Below are 16,230 nucleotides of genomic sequence, written 5' to 3' on the forward strand. Positions count from 1 at the left end.
TCGTAGAGGGAATATACATGCGTAAGGTCATTCTTCTCGTGGCGCTGGGCGCCACTTTGTCCGGCTGCGGCTCGGTCGGACGCCTCCAGCAGATCGGCAAGGCGCCCAAGCTGTCGGGAATGGATCCCGTCGCCACGCCGGAGTTCGAGGCTTCGCTGGCGATGCCCTCCGATCGCAGCGGCGGGCGCCCAAGCTCGGTAGCGGCGATGCAGCAGCCGGTGGCGGCACCGACCGCGTCGCTTTTCCGGACCGGCGCCGGCGCGTTCTTCCGCGACCAGCGCGCCGCCAAGATGGGCGACATCCTGACGATCAAGATCAACATCCAGGACAAGGCCGATCTCGGCAACAACACGTCGCGCACCCGCGGCGGCTCGGAAAGCGGCGGCGTCGGCGGACTGCTCGGCATTGCGCCGGTAGCCAAGCTGCTCGGCAACAATGCCGCGGCCACGCTCGAGACCAATTCGGGCTCGAAATATTCGGGCGGCGGCACCACCGCGCGCTCGGAGACGATCAACATGACGATGGCGGCGATCGTCACCCAGGTGCTGCCCAACGGCAATCTGATGATCCGCGGCAAGCAGGAAGTACGCGTCAATTTCGAGATGCGCGAACTGCTGGTCACCGGAATCATCCGTCCCGAGGACATCGCTCGCGACAATTCGATCCAGCATTCGCAGATCGCCGAGGCGCGGGTGATCTATGGCGGCAAGGGCCAGCTCACCGACGCGCAGCAGGCGCGCTGGGGCCAGCAGATCTACGACGCCTTGTTCCCGTTCTGACATTCGCCTCCTCGGGGGGAAAGGGAAGGGCCCGTCCGAGCGATCGGACGGGCCCTTTCGCGTTTGGCAGCGCCCCCGGCCGGGGGCCGAGCGATGCACTGAGCCTGGCTTAATATTTTGCTAACTATCTAAATCTCACTAGAAATTTTGGCCGAGCCGGAAATCTTCCCATGATGAACCTGCAGGGCGTGAATACGCCAGGTCGCGGATCGGCGTTTCCGGTCCGGGTCGCAGAAGCGGCTCTCGTCCAAGAAGGAAATCATCATGGGTTTTTCTGTCAACACCAACACCGGCGCGATGGCAGCTCTTCAGAGCCTGTCGGAAACCAACAAGGGCATGTCGCAGGTTCAGAGCCGCATCAACACCGGCCTGAACGTGTCGTCCACCAAGGATGACTCTGCTTCGTACACGATCGCTCAGGGCCTGCGCGGCGACATGGGCGGCCTCAAGGCCGTTTCTTCGTCGCTGAGCCGTGCCAAGAGCGTGACGGACGTGGCAGTTGCGGGCGCGGAGCAGATCTCGGACACCATCAACCAGATGAAGGCGAAAGCCTATCAGGCTGCTGATGCCGGCATCGATACGGCTACGCGCACGGCGCTGAACAACGACTTCGTGGCTCTGCGCGATCAGATCACCACGATCGTCAACTCGTCGGACTTCAACGGCACCAACCTGTTGAAGGCCTCGGGCGGCAGCGTCACTGCACTGCAGTCGCTGAAGGACTCGGACACCAGCTCGGCAACGACCTGGAACCCGGATTCGCTCAGCGTCGCCAACCAGGACATGGAACTTGGTAAGTCGGTCATCACGGTTGCGTCGGGCGGCAAGATCGACACCCAGGCTGCGGCCACGGCAATGATCGATACGCTGACGACCACGCAGGACAACCTGAAGACCAGCCTCAGCACGCTCGGCGCGGCTTCGCGCAAGATCGATGCTCAGGCGAGCTTCACCAGCAAGCTCTCCGACTCCATCGAGGGCGGCATCGGCAATCTCGTCGACGCCGATCTCGCCAAGGAATCGGCTCGCTTGCAGGCGTTGCAGGTCAAGCAGCAGCTCGGTGTGCAGGCTCTGTCGATCGCCAATCAGGCGCCGCAGACCATCACGTCGCTGTTCCGTTAAGGCTAGCTTTTTCCCTGGAAGCTACCTGACGACAGAGAGAGGCCGGGACGGCAACGTCCCGGCCTTTTTTGCGCGCGCCGGTTGCGCCGCGCGCAACGAAATCCGCGCATCCCGGCCGTCGCGATGAGTGACTCATCTATAATGAGGGCAAGGAGATAGTCGCTTGTTCCCACGTATCCGAGAAATCACCGACGCTTTTGGCGGTAAGCTCCGCGTCAGCGTCGAGGAGCATCCGTCGGGCGCACTCGTCGTGCTCGAGCGGCCGGACGTGACCGGTCGGCCGCGCATCCTGCTCGACGGATATGGTACCGATGTGCTCGCCGGCTACATCATGTCGGCGCGGCTCGCGGTGCCGCACGCGCTCCCCGAGGAGCATGTCGACGGCACCTTCGGGACGCGCTTCGAGCTGGGGCTCGAGCCCCGCGCCGCGCTCGAGCTCACTCAGGAAGGCGACGCCAAGCTCGAAATCCCGGCGCCGTTCTGGGATCGGCTCTATGCCGAATTGTGTCTCGTTGCGGCACATGCGCGCGAACTCGCACGTCGCGCCGAGGCGCGGGTTCACTAAGAGGTCACGGCGGCGTCACCGATCCCGGTAACTATACGTATCGGGTCATCCCCGGACTACGGCACGTCGCCCGGCTGATGCATTGGGCCGGCGAGCAGGCTTATAAGACAAGGGTCGTACGCATGAACCTCCACGACATCGGCCACGTTTCCGAGACCGCCGGCAAGGCCTTCACGGTGACGCTGACGCTGAATGTGGAGGACGCGCGCGCGCTGTGGGCAGCGGCGGCCGACAAGGCGCTGCAGGCCGGCATGACGCTGTCGGACGTGCTCGACACGATCGGGCCGCGCGAAGATCCTGCGATCGCCGACTGCATTGCGATGCTGACCGCGCCGAACGCGATCGCCGGCTGCGCGCTCGACGAATTCACTGTAGAATTAGCCACGTCCGCCGATCTGGTCCGGTCGCCGCGCGATGGTCGACCGATATTGAAGTCGGTTACCGGCTGAGCGTTCGGCGCAGGGCGCGAAACGGAAGAGCCAGGCGGGTCGCGGACCCGCCTGGCTCTTGTCGTTTCGGGCCGTGGGGGAGACGGCCGTCAAAGGGAGAGAAAGAGACGAGCGGAACGCAGAGGGGATCGGGACGCCCGCCCGTCTCTCTACCTATATTATAGGGGGGCGGCGGCCTGGAATACGCGCTGCAAGGGGTCGTAGTTCCCCGTTAAGTGCTTGTACGGAAGCGCCGTCGCCCAGGCAAAAGAAAGCGCCGGAGCAGGGGTGTTGCTCCGGCGCCGTCGAGGCGCGCTCAGCCGATGCGCAGCAGATCGGCAGTCGAGACCTTGTTGCCGTTGATGGTGAGCCGCACCACACCGTTCGACAGTTCGACATCGCTGACCTTACCATAGGCATGCGCAGTCGCGATGACCGCGGTGCCCGACGCGTCCTTGCCGGCCAGCTCGAGCTTGTAGAGGCCCGGCTCGACCTTCTTGCCGCCCGTGGTCGTGCCGTCCCAAGTGAAGGCGCCGGCGGCGCCGGTTGCGCCGACCAGCGGGAACGTGTCGATGGTCTTGCCCTTGTCGTCCTTGATCGTCGCAGTCATCGACGCGACGTCGCGTGGCGCCGACCAGGTCCATTGGGCCGGGGCAGTCGCGCTGAGGCCTGAAACGGGTGAAGTCGTCTCGACCTGCGTGCCGATCATCGACGAAGCCTGCATCAGGTTCTGCGTGCCGAAGGCTGCGAGTAGCGATTTGAGCGTCGAAGTCTGCTCGATCGACTGCTCGACCTGCGAATATTGGACCAGCTGCTGCGTATATTGTGCGGTGTCCATCGGATCGAGCGGGTCCTGGTTCTGCATCTGGGTGGTGAGCAGCTTCAGGAACATGTCGAAATCGGCGTTGAGCTTGGACGAAGCGGCTCCGGTCTTGGTGTCGGTCGTGTTCGTGGTGGAAGTGACGGTGGTCATGGCTTTTCCTCAGGCGAGAAGGTCGACCTGCCCGTCGCTGCGGACCGGGCGGTAAATGGGTTCGGCAATGGGTGCGTCGTCATCGGACGATGCGAAGCGGCCGCGATTTTGCGATTGCTGTTGCTGGGCCTGCTGGCCGCCGCTGTCGCCGCCGCGATTCTCGAAGCGGAAGCTCTGCGCGTCGGTGCGGACGCCGGCCTGGTCGAGCGTGCGCGCGAGATCGGGGGCGTCCTGACGGAGCAGGTCCATCGCTTTTGCGCTTTCGGTGCGCACGGTGGCCTGGAGGCTGCCCTTGTCGTCGAAAGCGAGCGTAACTTCGACGCGGCCGAGCTCGATCGGGTTGAGGCGGATGCGCAGCGTCTCTTCGCCGAGCTCGACCTTGCGCGCGATCTCGACACCGAGTGAATGGCCGAGATGGCCTGCGCGAGCCTCGATCACCGGTTCGGCGGGAGCCGCCGCCGGCGCTGCCCGGGCGGGGTCTGCCGAGGCGGCGTGATGGACATGTTGTAGCGGGACCGGCGCGCTAGCAGCGTCGGACTTCGCCACGAGCACGGCCTCCGGCTGGGGCTGACCGTCGGGACTCGATTCGGAACCGGCGGAGTCGGCCTTAGCGGCGACTGCACGCGCGAAATCTGGGGTGCCTGTGTCGGTGCCGGGTGCAGCCTGCGCGGCATCCTGTGCCGGAGCCGCCACGGCAGCGACCTTGCCGGTCTTCGATGCGCCAGGCCCGTTCTGCGGGCCAGGCGAAGCTTCGCGGGGGGTGACCTGCTGTGGCGTGATCGGTTGCGGGATGATGTTGATCGCGAGCAGCGCGACTGGCGTTGCGGGATTGGCTTCGGCCGTTGGAACGGGATCCGGTTCGGCTGCGATTGCGTTGCCGCGGGCGGCCTTTTGCGGCTTTGACGGTGCGGTTTCCGCGGCGCCGGCGGTTTCCGCGGCGCCGGCGGTTGCCGGCGCCTCGGGCGGGGTGTCGCCTTCGGGCTGCAGCTCGACAGCAGCCGGCGGCGGCGGAATCGCTGGCGCCGCCGCGAGCGGAGGCCCGGCGGGCGTGGCCGGTGCGGCTACCATCGCAGGCGTCGCCGGGACGGGGGCGGCAATCTCGGGCGTCACTGGGAGCGGGGCAGAAGCGGGCGCGGTAATTTCAAGCGAGACCATATTCAGCTGGGCCTCGGCTACGATAACGGGCAGCTCGGCCCTGGCGGCAGGCGTCACCGCCACAGGTATTTGCTCCGCGCCCGGCAATTTGGCGGCCGTCGCCATCAGCTCGGACAGCGAAACTGGCTGCTGGAGCCCCGGAAACACGCCGGTCGTGGGCATGGGCTGGCCCTGGGCTTGGGCGAGAAGCGCCTGCGACAGCTTCGGCTCGAAATTCTGAGGCGGAGTCGCCGAAGTCCGGAGGGCTGCCAACTGCGGCGCAACTCCGCCATCGGTGACGAGCCCAAGCGCATCGGCAAAGCCGAGGCCAGCCCCGTTTGCCGGCGCGGCGGATATCCCCGCGCCAAGCGGAAAGCCGAAGGGGTTGATCTGCATCCGGTCGCCTCTAGCCCGGCCTCGGGGGCCGCTTTCTCATTATAGGTGATTGTAGCGCGAACGGTCTCAGCCGATCGTGCCGAGCGCCCGAATGCGTGCGCGGGCATGGATCTCGTTCTGCGAGAGCACCACGGTGGCTGGCCGCACCCGCTCGATGATCGAGCGGACGAACGGGCGAAGCGACGGGCTGGTGAGCAGGCAGGGAATCTCGCCTTCCTGCGCCAGCCGGTCATAGGTCTCACGTACCGAGGCGATGAAGCGTTGGAGCGAAGAGGGAGCCATCGCCAGCTGGCGATCGTCGCCCTGGCCGAGGATCGATTCGGCGAACGCCTGATCCCATTCGGACGACAAGGTCACTACCGGGATCGCCTCGCCGCGGACCTGCGATGCGCTAATCTGGCGCGCGAGGCGGCCGCGGACATGCTCGGTGATCTGAGTCAGATTGGCGGTGTGCGGCGCGGCTTCGGCGATCCCTTCGAGGATCGTCGGGATGTCGCGGATCGAGATGCCTTCGGAGAGAAGGTTCTGGAGGATGCGCTGGACGCTCGAGATCGAGACCTTCGAGGGGACGATGTCGGCGACGAGCTTCTCGGCGTCCTTATGGACTTCGGTGAGCAGCTTCTGCGTCTCGGTGTAGGAGAGCAGGTCGGCGATGTTGTCCTTGACCAATTCGGTCAAATGCGTGGTGATGATCGTGCCGCAATCGACCACGGTCAGCCCACGGAAGCCGGCCTCGTCGCGCAGCTCGCGATCGATCCACAAAGCGGGAAGGCCGAACACTGGTTCCTTGGTGACTTCGCCAGGCATGCCGACCGGGCCGCCGCCAGGATTGATCAGCAGCAATTTCTCGAGCTTGATCTCGCCGCGCGCCGCCTCGGTCTCCTTGATCGTGATGACATATTCGTTGGGCTTGAGGCCCATATTGTCGATGATGCGGACCGAGGGGAGGACGAAGCCGAAATCGGTCGCCATCTGGCGGCGCAGCGCGCGGACCTGATCGTCGAGCCGCGGCTCGCGCTGCTCGTCGTTGATCATCGGCAGCAACGCATAGCCGATCTCGATGCGCAGCGCGTCGATCGCGAGCGTCTGCGAGATCGGTTGCTCGACTACCGCCTCGCGCGCCTGCTCCTGGGCAGCCATGGCTTTGCCGAGCGCGACCTTGGCCTGCGCGGTCTTGCTCATCTTCCACGCGGCATAGCCGGCGGCAACGGCGAAGCTGGCGAAAGGCAGGAACGGCAGGCCCGGCATCAGCGCCAGCGCGCCCATCAGGAACGCGACCATGCCGAACGCCTTGGGGTAGCGGCCGAGCTGGTCGCCCAGCGTGCTTCCGGTCTTGCCCTTGATGCCGCCCTTGGAGACGAGGAGGCCCGCGGCGATCGAAATGATCAGCGCCGGGATCTGGCTGACCAGGCCCTCGCCGACGGTGAGCACGGTATAGGTGTGGAAGGCCTCGCCGATCGGCAGGCCATGCGAAGTGATGCCGATGGTCAGTCCGACGATGATGTTGACCGCGGTGATCAGCAGAGCGGCGATCGCGTCGCCCTTCACGAACTTCGAGGCACCGTCCATCGAACCGTAGAAGCCGCTCTCGGCCTCGATTTCGGCGCGGCGCTCGCGCGCCTGTTCCTCGTCGATCATGCCGGCAGAGAGATCGGCGTCGATCGCCATCTGCTTGCCGGGCATCGCGTCGAGGCTGAAGCGCGCCGCGACTTCGGCGATTCGGCCGGCGCCCTTGGTGATCACGACGAAATTGATGACGATCAGGATCATGAAGATGGTGAGGCCGATGATGACCTCGCCCCCCATCAGGAATTCGCCGAACGCGCCGATCACGCCGCCCGCCGCGCCGTGCCCCTCATGGCCGTGCGTCAGGATCAGGCGGGTCGAGGCAAGGTTGAGGCCCAGCCGGAACATCGTTGCGATCAGCAGGATCGTCGGGAAGGCGCTGAGCTCCAGCGGTTTTTCGATGAACAGCGACGTCATCAGGATCATCACGGCGATCGTGATCGACAGCGCGAGGCCGAGATCGAGCAGCCAGCCCGGCATCGGCAGGATGAGCATGCCGATGATCGCAATGACCGAGCCGGCGAGCGCGAGATCGCGGTTCAGGCCGAAGCGGTTCAGGATGCTGGTGATGGCTGGGGGCATCAGTCTCTTCCGTTCGCCCTGAGTTGTCGAAGGGCGGTTGTTCCTGGGACCGGACAGGCGCTTCGACGGGCTCAGCGCGAACGGTGGAGCTTTCGACTTTACGGCGCCGGGGCGACGGCGATGCCGGCCTCGATGAAGGTGCGCAGCTTGTTGCGCATCGTGCGCACCGAGATGCCGAGGATATTCGACGCCGAGGTGCGATTGCCGTGGCACCGCGTCAGCGTCTGGAGGATCAGCTCGCGCTCGACTTCCTCGACCGTGCGGCCGACGAGGCTCTCGATCTGCAAGTCGCCGGGCTCGGCGAGGTCGAGATCGAGCAAGCGGGTGCCGTCCGAGCGGACGAGATCGTGCGGTTCGATCGCGGATCCCTGCGCAAGCAGGACGGCGCGGTGGATGCAATCCTCGAGTTCGCGGATGTTGCCCGGCCACGCATAGCGCGACAGCAGCACCAGAGTCGCGTCGCTGAACGGGCGGACGAAGATGCCGTCGGCCTCGGACAGCCGTTCGGCGAAATGCGTGGCGAGCTGGGTCAGGTCGCCGCCGCGCGCGCGGAGCGGCGGAACCTCGACGCGGACCAGGCCGAGGCGGACGAGCAGGTCGGCGCGGAAGCTGCCGGCATTGACTGCCGCTTCCAAGTCCATGCCGGTCGAGGCGATCAGCCGTGCGCGGAACGGCACTAGTTCATCGCCGCCGATGCGCGGGAAGCGCTGTTCCTGGAGTGCCGAGAGCAAGCGCGCCTGGGTGGCTGGGGCGAGGCTGCCGACTTCGCGCAGGAAGATCGTGCCGCCGCCGGCTTTTTCGAGCCGGCCGATGCGGCGGGCGGCGGCGCCGGGAAAGGCACCGGCTTCATGCCCGAACAGCTCGGATTCCAGGACGTCTGCGCCGATGCCGGCACATTCGACGACATGCAGCGGATTGGCGCGGCCCGATGCCTCGTGGATCGCACGCGCCATGACTTCCTTGCCGCTGCCCTTCTCGCCGGTGACGAGAATCGGGGCGGCGGTCGGCGCCACGGCAGTGGCGAGCGCAAAGGCGCGGGAAAGGGCAGGGTGGTCGCCGATGCGGATCGGCGCCTTGCGCTCGATCACCGAAGCGATCGCCGCTGCGATCAGTTCGCGCTGCGGAGGCAGTGGAACATAGTCGCGGGCACCGGCACGGATCGCCGCCACGGCACGCTCGGCCGAGGCCTGGATGCCGCAGGCGAGCACCGGAATGGTGAAGCGCTCGGCGCGGATGCTCGCCATGAAGCCGGCGATGTCGGCCTCGACGTCGATCATCACCATGTCGCCGCCGCCTTCGCGGAGAAAGGCGAGCGCCTGCGCCGGAGTGTCGGCCATTGCCACGTCGGCGCCGGCGTCACGTGCCAGCTCGGCGGCGCGGCGAAACTCGCTGCCAGGCGCACCGACGAGGATCATACGGATCGTTCCGGGCATCAACGGTCCTGCCGAACGATTTCAGTGAGAGTGACGCCGAGCGCATTGTCGATCAGCACGACTTCGCCGCGTGCGATCAGGCGATCGTTGACGAAGATGTCGACCGGCTCGCCGACGCGGCGGTCGAGTTCGACCACGGTGCCCGAAGTCAGGTGCAGCAATTCGCCGACGGGCATACGCGCGCGGCCGAGCACTGCCTGAACCTTGACCGGCACGTCATGGACGGCCTCAAGGCCCTCGGAGCCGGCGGGCATGGTGTCGCCGGTGGGAAACGGTTCGAAGTCTTCGAACACGGGGCCGCTGGCGTCGTCGGTTTCGGCGGGGATGATGTCGTGGGGTTCGGTTGCCATCGTCATTTCCTTAGGTGTTCATCCACTGGCGGATCACCGAGGCCGCTTCGGGCGGGCTCGCGGCGATCGCATCGCCAATGCGCTTGAGGGCGGAGAGCTTGATGCGGCCGTCGACCTGGGCGAGCGCGATCTCCTGATCGAGCAAAGGCTGGTCTGCGTTCATCGACTCGAGCTGCTTCATTGCGTCTTCGTCGCCGTCCGCGGCGCGCTCGGCGAGCGCGAGCATTTCCGGAGACTGGCCGGTGAGCGGGGTCTCGCGGACTTCGAGTTCTGGCAACGCCGGCTGCGGCACGAGCTTGGGCTTGATGATCCGCAGCGCGATCAGCCCGACCACGCCGATGATGAGGACCTGCAGCAGGCCCCAGATCCGGTCGGTCGGCAGACCAGCGAGAATGCCGCCTTCCTTGTCGGCGAGGCTGTCGTCATTGGCGAAGCGCATGCTCTCGACGATCACGCTGTCGCCGCGCTCGGCGTCCATGCCGACTGCATTCTCGACGAGGCGCTGGATGCGCTGCATCTGCGCCTGGGGCAGCCCGTTGGCGCCGCCATCGACCATTACCGCGACGGTGAGGCGCGTGACCTTGCCGGGGCCGCGCAGCGTGACGGTCTTGGTCGAGCTGTTGTCGTAGGTAGTGTCTTCCGAGGTCTGGTTGGTGCGCGATTGGCGGCCGGCGCCGGGGGCACCCGGCGGCGGAGCCTGCGTCTCGGGAAGCTGGTTGCCCACCGTGGCGGTCTTTGGACCGGCATCCTGCTCAGTACTCTGCTCGCCATTCTCGACGCTGACCTGGCGCGAGATAACCTGCTTGTCCGGATCGAAGAGGTTCGATTCCTCGCGGGTCTGATCACGGTCGATCTGCGCGGAGATTTCTGCGCGGACCTTGCCCTGGCCGACGATCGGCTCGAGCAGAGCCTCGACTTCCTCGCGAAGCTTGGCTTCGACTGCCTGCTGGCGCTCGTCGGCATCGCCGCCGCTGGCCGAACCGGCTTCGCCCGCCCGAGCGAGCAATGCGCCGGTCTGGTCGACCACCGATACGGAATCGGGCGAGAGCTCGGGGACCGAGGAGGAGACGAGATAGCGGATCGAAGCGATCTGCTCCGAAGAGAGGCGGCCCTTGGTCTTGACCGTCACCGCGGCGGTCGCCTTGCGGCTCTCGGCGGCGAACATCGCACGTTCGGGCATCACGATATGGACGCGCGCGGCGCTGACATTCTGGATGGTCTGGATCGACTTCGAGAGCTCGCCTTCGACGGCGCGGTTCTCGTTCATCTTGGCGCGGCTGGCGGAGACGCCGAACGGCTGCTCCTCGTCGAGCACCTCATAGCCGATCTTGCCGCCGAGCTTCTCGCCGGCCATCGACATGCGCAGCTCGGCGAGCTTGTCCTGCGGCGCCAGCACCGACGTGCCGTCGGCGGAGAGCGAGTATTGCACGTTCGCTGCCTTGAGCTTCTCGGTGATCGTCGCCGCGGCGGACGGATCGAGATCGGTGTAGAGATACCCCATCTGCGGATCGGAGCCACGCGTCGCGACAAAGGCGAGGGCGGCGAACAGCGCAAGCGCCACTCCCCCCATCAGCATCAGTCGCTTCGGGCCAAGCTGCCCGGCAAAATTCTTGATCGCTTCCAATGCCGCCCCGTGGTGTCGACCTGTGAAGGCGGAAATGCCTCCATGGGTGAATTATAGAGGGGTGGGGGGCGGCAGTTTGTGCCGGGTGGGAATTTTTTGCCTAGTGGTTTTGAAAGGGAGGGGCGGGGTGGGTGGCGAGCAGAGCGAGCCCCAACGAGATGCCCAAGATAAAGAAAAGGCCGGGCATCGAGCCCGACCTTTCTTACCCACCCCCGACCCCTCCCCAATAGGGAGGAGAGATCTCAGTTTGCTCCAGCGGGGCTCGGCAGCAGCGTTTCGAGCTCGGCCATCACTGCCTGGCGACGGGCGCCGGCGTCGAGGGCGAGGCCGCCTTGTTCCCAGCCGATCAGCGCATCGCCGATCGTGACGGTGACGTCGCCGATCACAGTGAGGTTGAGCTTGCGGCGGTCCTTGGACTGGCGCTCGGCGATGCGCGTCTCGATCGCTTCGATCAAGTCGGGATGGACGCGGATTTCGAGTTCGGTGCCGCGGGCGACCTGGCTGAGCGCGCGGCCGATCGCCGCGTCGATCGTCTCGGCGGGCGCAGTCTCTATCGCGCGGCCGGCCATCATGTCGGCGGCGGCGAGGGCGATCTCGGTGGCTTCGCCGCTGACTCGCTTCGACACGTCTTCGAACCGCTCGTCGAGCGCCTCGATCCCGGCGTGAAGCGCATCGACGGCGCTCAGCAGCGCGACTTCGCGCTCGCCGCGCGCCTGGGCGAGGCCGGCTTCGAAGCCCTCGGCGCGGGCAAGGTTGACCTGCGCGTCGACATCCGAGCGCAGCAACGCCAGCTCGGCACGCAGCGCCGAAATCTCGAGCAGCACGTCGCCGCTTGGGACCGTCGCGTCTCCGCTTGCCGGAGTCGAGAAGATGCGGTCGAAGGCGAAACGCTCGACGGTCTGGAAGTTCATGCCCATCTCAGATGATCATCGCATCGTCGGACTTGGGATCGACGAGCAGGATCTCGCCGCGATCCGCAAGAATCTTGGCGAGGCGGACGAGCGCCGACTGCGCTTCCTCGCAATCGCGCGCGCGGATCGGGCCCATCGCCGCCATGTCCTCGCGCATCAGCTTGGCCGCGCGCTCGGTCATCGCACCGAAGAACATCTGCTTGAGCTGATCGGGCGCGCCCTTGAGCGCCAGTGCCATCTCGCGCTTGTCGGCATTGCGGACGATGATCGAGATCGCCGCCGGCAGCAGATTGGCGAGATCTTCGAAGGTGAACATCAGCGCGCGGATGCGCTCGGCGCTTTCGGGTGCCTTGTTGTCGAGCGCCGTCAGCATCGCCTCTTCGGTCGAGCGGTCGAGCGAATTGAACAATTCGGCCATCGCCTCGTGCGGATCGCGCTTCTGCGAACGCGAAAGGTTGGTCATGAACTCGCTCTTCAGCGTCGCCTCGACCTGGTTGATCACGTCCTTCTGGACGGTCTCCATGCGCAGCATGCGCATCACCACGTCGACCGAGAATTCGCGCGGCAGCTCGGCGATTACCCGCGCGGCATGATCGGGGCGCAGCTTGGAGAGGATCACCGCGACGGTTTGCGGATATTCGTGCTTGAGCGCGCCGGCGAGGACGGTTTCGCTGACGTTGGAGAGCTTGTCCCACATCGTGCGGCCCGAGGGGCCGCGGATGTCTTCCATGATCTCCTTGACCTTGTCGCCGGGCAGGATCCCGCCGAGCAGCCGCTCGGTGGTCTCGTAGCTGCCGTGAAGCGAGGCCATCGAGGCGACTTCGCCGGTGAACTGGATGAGCAGATGCTCGACGACCTGCGACGGAATGCGGCCGAGCCCGGCGATCGTCGAGGAAAGCTCCTTGATCTCGTCGGTGGTCAGCTGCTCCCAGATCGGCGCGCCGTGCTGCTTGCCCAGCGCCAGCATCAGCGCAGCCGCGCGCTGCGGGCCGCTATACTTCTTCAGTTCGACCGGCTCGGCAATCGGCGCCATCAAACTCATTCCGGACCCCTCGCAGAAAAATGACCTGTGGACGCAAGGAAGCGTTCACTCATCCTATTATAGGAGCATGGGGGAAAGGTACGGTCGCCATGACAGTTAATTTAACCGGAAACCTGATGGGGTTGAGCCTGTTGACGGGGGACTCCTCGGTTTTCACGACGGCCACCACCGCGCTCGCGTTCGAAAGCAAGGCGGTTCGCCTCGCCAAGGCGCAGTTCACCCTCGCCGAGTCCACGCCGCCGTGGAAGGAAACGACCAAGAGCACCTCTATATCGAGCCAGCTCGCGTCGATCCTCGCGTCGAAGACGCTCGTCGACAAGACGAACAGCGGCATCGCGATCCTGCCCGACGACGTCAAGACCAGCTTCACGGCGTACAAGGCGCTCGAGAAACTGCGCGTCCTCGCCGAAGCGGCGACCGTCAAAACCGCGACCACCGCGCAGCGCGCCCAATATGAAAAGGCGTTCGCCAAGGGCATGGCGGACTTGCAGACCTATCTGACCTCCGCACCATCGGACAAGGTCAATCTCTCGTTCGGCAAGCCGAGCTCGACTGCGCAATCGACCAAGCTCTCCGCCACCCAGGCCTATGAGACCAAGGGCAAGGGCCTGGTCAAACTGCGTTCGGACCCCCTTCCCAATCTCACCGGGCAAGAGCAGTTCAGCGTCAAGGTCAGCCGCGGGGCGCTCGCCGAGACCTTCACCGTCGACCTCTCGCAGGGCACGCAGCCGCCGACGCTCGACTCGCTCGTGTCGCAGCTCAACAGCGCGATCAAGTCGACGGTAATCAAGGATACCAATGGCGACCCCGTCACCGACGCGAAGGGCGACCCGATCTCGCGCTGGTCCGCCAGTTTCGAGCCGGTCTACAGCGACGGCAAGTGGGCGCTCAAGCTCAAGACCCCCGACGGCATCGAGCAGGTGTCGCTCGAGCAGATCGGCGCCAAGGACTCGCTGGTCGTGGCGACCGGGCAGACTGCGCTCGATGCGCCTACCGCGACGCAGGTTTTCCGCCTCAACGAGCCGGACGGCGCCGCCACGCGCGTCACCATGGGCACGATTGCGGCGCTCGACCGCGAAGCCACGGCGCAGAACACGATGGCGGGCAAGACCACCAACGTCACCACCACGACCGTCGACATGGACGGCAAGATCAAGACCGCTACCACGAAGACGAGCAACGTCTATGCGAGCACCGACGCAGCGGCGATGGTCACCGACGCGCAGGGCTACAGCTATGTCGTCGGCACCACCAAGGGCGATCTCGGCGCCAACCAGTCGGACGGCGACAACAATCTGTTCCTCACCAAGATGGACGGGACGGGCAATGTCGTCTGGCAGCGCAGCCTCGGCGCGAGCGGTTCCTCGACCGGCGCCGCAGTGTCGCTCGGCGCCGATGGCAGCATCGTCGTCGCAGGCACGGTCACCGGCAGCTTCAATGGCGTGACTTCGGCCGACGGCGACCTGGTGGTCGCCAAATACGGCACCAATGGCGACGAGAAATTCTCGACCGTAGTCCGCTCGACCGGGACCGACGTGGCAAAGGCAGTGACCGTCGGCGCGGACGGATCGGTCTTCGTCGCCGGGCGCGCCGCCGCGGGCAAGGGCGACGCCTTCGTCGCGCGGATCGACGCCACCGGCAAGATCGCCGACCGGCGGACGATCGACAGCGGCGGCACCGATCAGATCAACGCGCTGGCGATCGACGGCGACGGCAATTTGCTCGCAGTGATGAGCCAGGACGGCAACGCCTCGGTGCACAAGCTCAGCGCCACGTCGCTGTCGACCGATCTCGGCAGCATCAATCTCGGCACCGCCGACGTCCGCGCGATCGCAGTGGCGGCCGACGGCACCATTGCAATCGGCGGCGCGACCAACGCCGCGTTGAGCGGCAGCCAGGTCAACGCCAAGAGCGCCGATCGCGACGGCTTCGTCGCGCGGATCGACGCCGGATTGTCGGGCGCGAGCGTGACCTATCTCGGCTCCGCGGTCGACGATCAGGTCGACAGCATCACCTTCCTCGGCAACGATCTCTATGCCGGTGGCCGTACCACCGGCGATCTCGCCGCGCCGCGCCGCGGGCCGACCGACGGCTTCGTCGCGCGGATCGATGCCGCCACCGGCGCGGTCGAGAATATCAACCAGTTCGGCCAGGCGCTGCTGCGCACCGAGCCCGTGCGGGTCTCCGCCGATGTCGGCGGCGGCAATTCGATATCGTCGCTCGGCTTCGCCCGCGGCACGATCAACCCCGCAATCTCGGACAAGCTGACCACGCAGACGACGATGCGCGCGGGCGACTTCTTCTCGATCAAGGCCGATGGCGGCGCGGTCCGCAAGGTTGCGATCGAGGCCGGCGATACGCTCAAGACGATCGCCACGCGGATGCAAGGGATGCTCGGCGCCTCCAAGGCTACCGTCACTGCGACCGTGGTCGACGGCGTCCAGAAGCTCAGCATCACGATGAAGCCCGGCCACGAGCTCGAGCTGATCCCGGGCGGTACCGATACGGATGCGCTCGCCAAATTGGGTATCGAGCCGCAGCGGATCGCGACCCAGGCGACCTTGTCGAGCAGCGCGCCCAAGGTTCGACCCGGCGGCAATTACGGCATGGACTTGTCGGAGGCGCTCAACCTGTCGACGCTCGACAACGCCAAGGTGGCGATGAAGCAGGTCGAAGGCGCGATCTCGATGGCGCAAACCGCCTATCGCTCGCTTTATTGGGACGACAGCAAGGCCAGGATCGTCGACGGCGTCAAGAACACCGCCACCGGCAGGCAATCGACGGCACGCGAGAGCGCGCAGCTGGCGAACTATCAGGCAGCGCTCAACCGGCTCAATTCCGGCGCCTCCTCCACTCTGGGATTCTGATCGTCATGAATACGCCCCCGATCCTTGCCGGCATCCGCGATCGGATGCAGAACCTGTCCGAACGCCAGCGCGTCGTTTCGCAGAACATCGCGAACAGCGAGACGCCGGGCTACAAGGCGCGCGAAGTCTCCGAGCCGAGCTTTGCGGCGCTCGTTGGAGGCAGCGGGGTAATTGCTGCGCCGCGGGTCCAGCTGACCGATCGGATGAAGAGCCTCGGCGCGATCCAGCCCGCGGGCAATGGGCTGATCCTCGACAAGGACATCACCGAGACCAAGCCTGACGGCAACAACGTCACGCTCGAAGATCAGCTGCTCAAGATGGGCGAGATCCAGGCCGACTTCCAGGCGATGACCGGACTGTACCGCAAGCAGATGTCGATGCTGAAGACCGCAGTCGGCGGTCGCGGCGGCTGATAACGACCGGCGCGGTCGTCGGGAAATGACAGCTATAGCGGCGAG

At 65.9% G+C, this 16,230-nt stretch carries 14 protein-coding genes; 6 read left to right on the top strand and 8 right to left on the bottom strand.

What is annotated here, in order from left to right; translation table 11 throughout:
* Positions 1-17 precede the first annotated feature (17 nt).
* The 4 genes from flgH to E5A73_RS08760 all read left to right on the top strand — a co-directional run bounded on the left by flgH (position 18) and on the right by E5A73_RS08760 (position 2,915).
* On the top strand, positions 18-779 hold the full coding sequence (gene flgH, locus E5A73_RS08745; RefSeq protein WP_135963432.1) for a flagellar basal body L-ring protein FlgH: 762 nt from the start codon (positions 18-20) through the stop codon (positions 777-779).
* Positions 780-1,043: 264 nt separating this feature from the next.
* Complete coding sequence (locus E5A73_RS08750; RefSeq protein WP_135963433.1) at positions 1,044-1,901, top strand: flagellin; 858 nt, start codon at positions 1,044-1,046, stop codon at positions 1,899-1,901.
* Positions 1,902-2,064: 163 nt separating this feature from the next.
* Positions 2,065-2,466, top strand: a complete 402-nt coding sequence (locus E5A73_RS08755) for a hypothetical protein (protein ID WP_135963434.1) — start codon at positions 2,065-2,067, stop codon at positions 2,464-2,466.
* Between the two features lie 122 nt (positions 2,467-2,588).
* Positions 2,589-2,915, top strand: coding sequence for a hypothetical protein (locus E5A73_RS08760; protein ID WP_135963435.1), 327 nt, complete (start codon positions 2,589-2,591; stop codon positions 2,913-2,915).
* A 295-nt stretch (positions 2,916-3,210) separates the two neighbouring features.
* Here the strand turns inward: E5A73_RS08760 and E5A73_RS08765 are convergent, their stop codons facing one another.
* The 8 genes from E5A73_RS08765 to E5A73_RS08800 all read right to left on the bottom strand — a co-directional run bounded on the left by E5A73_RS08765 (position 3,211) and on the right by E5A73_RS08800 (position 12,905).
* Positions 3,211-3,867: a flagellar hook assembly protein FlgD gene (locus tag E5A73_RS08765; protein ID WP_135963436.1), complete on the bottom strand. Its 657-nt coding sequence runs from the start codon at positions 3,865-3,867 to the stop codon at positions 3,211-3,213.
* A 9-nt stretch (positions 3,868-3,876) separates the two neighbouring features.
* Positions 3,877-5,397: a flagellar hook-length control protein FliK gene (locus E5A73_RS08770; RefSeq protein ID WP_135963437.1), complete on the bottom strand. Its 1,521-nt coding sequence runs from the start codon at positions 5,395-5,397 to the stop codon at positions 3,877-3,879.
* A 66-nt stretch (positions 5,398-5,463) separates the two neighbouring features.
* Positions 5,464-7,545, bottom strand: a complete 2,082-nt coding sequence (gene flhA / locus E5A73_RS08775) for a flagellar biosynthesis protein FlhA (RefSeq protein ID WP_135963438.1) — start codon at positions 7,543-7,545, stop codon at positions 5,464-5,466.
* A 98-nt stretch (positions 7,546-7,643) separates the two neighbouring features.
* Positions 7,644-8,978 carry a sigma-54-dependent transcriptional regulator gene (locus tag E5A73_RS08780; protein WP_135963439.1) on the bottom strand — a complete coding sequence of 445 codons (1,335 nt, stop codon included), beginning with the start codon at positions 8,976-8,978 and terminating at the stop codon, positions 7,644-7,646.
* Positions 8,978-9,328: a flagellar motor switch protein FliN gene (gene fliN, locus E5A73_RS08785; protein ID WP_135963440.1), complete on the bottom strand. Its 351-nt coding sequence runs from the start codon at positions 9,326-9,328 to the stop codon at positions 8,978-8,980. The genes E5A73_RS08780 and fliN overlap by 1 nt, the downstream gene beginning before the upstream one ends.
* Positions 9,329-9,338: 10 nt before the next feature.
* On the bottom strand, positions 9,339-10,952 hold the full coding sequence (gene fliF / locus E5A73_RS08790; RefSeq protein WP_135963441.1) for a flagellar basal-body MS-ring/collar protein FliF: 1,614 nt from the start codon (positions 10,950-10,952) through the stop codon (positions 9,339-9,341).
* A gap of 242 nt (positions 10,953-11,194) precedes the next feature.
* Positions 11,195-11,863, bottom strand: a complete 669-nt coding sequence (locus E5A73_RS08795; protein WP_135963442.1) for a FliH/SctL family protein — start codon at positions 11,861-11,863, stop codon at positions 11,195-11,197.
* Between the two features lie 7 nt (positions 11,864-11,870).
* Entirely contained in the window at positions 11,871-12,905 is a 1,035-nt protein-coding gene (locus E5A73_RS08800) for a flagellar motor switch protein FliG (protein ID WP_135963443.1), read from the bottom strand.
* 89 nt (positions 12,906-12,994) lie between these two features.
* On the opposite strand from E5A73_RS08800, the gene E5A73_RS08805 reads away from it, so the two are divergent.
* Both E5A73_RS08805 and E5A73_RS08810 read left to right on the top strand, forming a co-directional pair.
* Positions 12,995-15,772: an NHL repeat-containing protein gene (locus E5A73_RS08805; RefSeq protein ID WP_240700098.1), complete on the top strand. Its 2,778-nt coding sequence runs from the start codon at positions 12,995-12,997 to the stop codon at positions 15,770-15,772.
* Positions 15,773-15,777: 5 nt separating this feature from the next.
* A complete protein-coding gene (locus E5A73_RS08810) occupies positions 15,778-16,185 on the top strand; it encodes a flagellar basal body protein (protein WP_135963444.1) in 408 nt (135 codons plus the stop codon).
* Positions 16,186-16,230 lie beyond the last annotated feature (45 nt).

Origin of the sequence: Sphingomonas gei, from assembly GCF_004792685.1 — a bacterium.
Lineage (GTDB): Bacteria > Pseudomonadota > Alphaproteobacteria > Sphingomonadales > Sphingomonadaceae > Sphingomonas > Sphingomonas gei.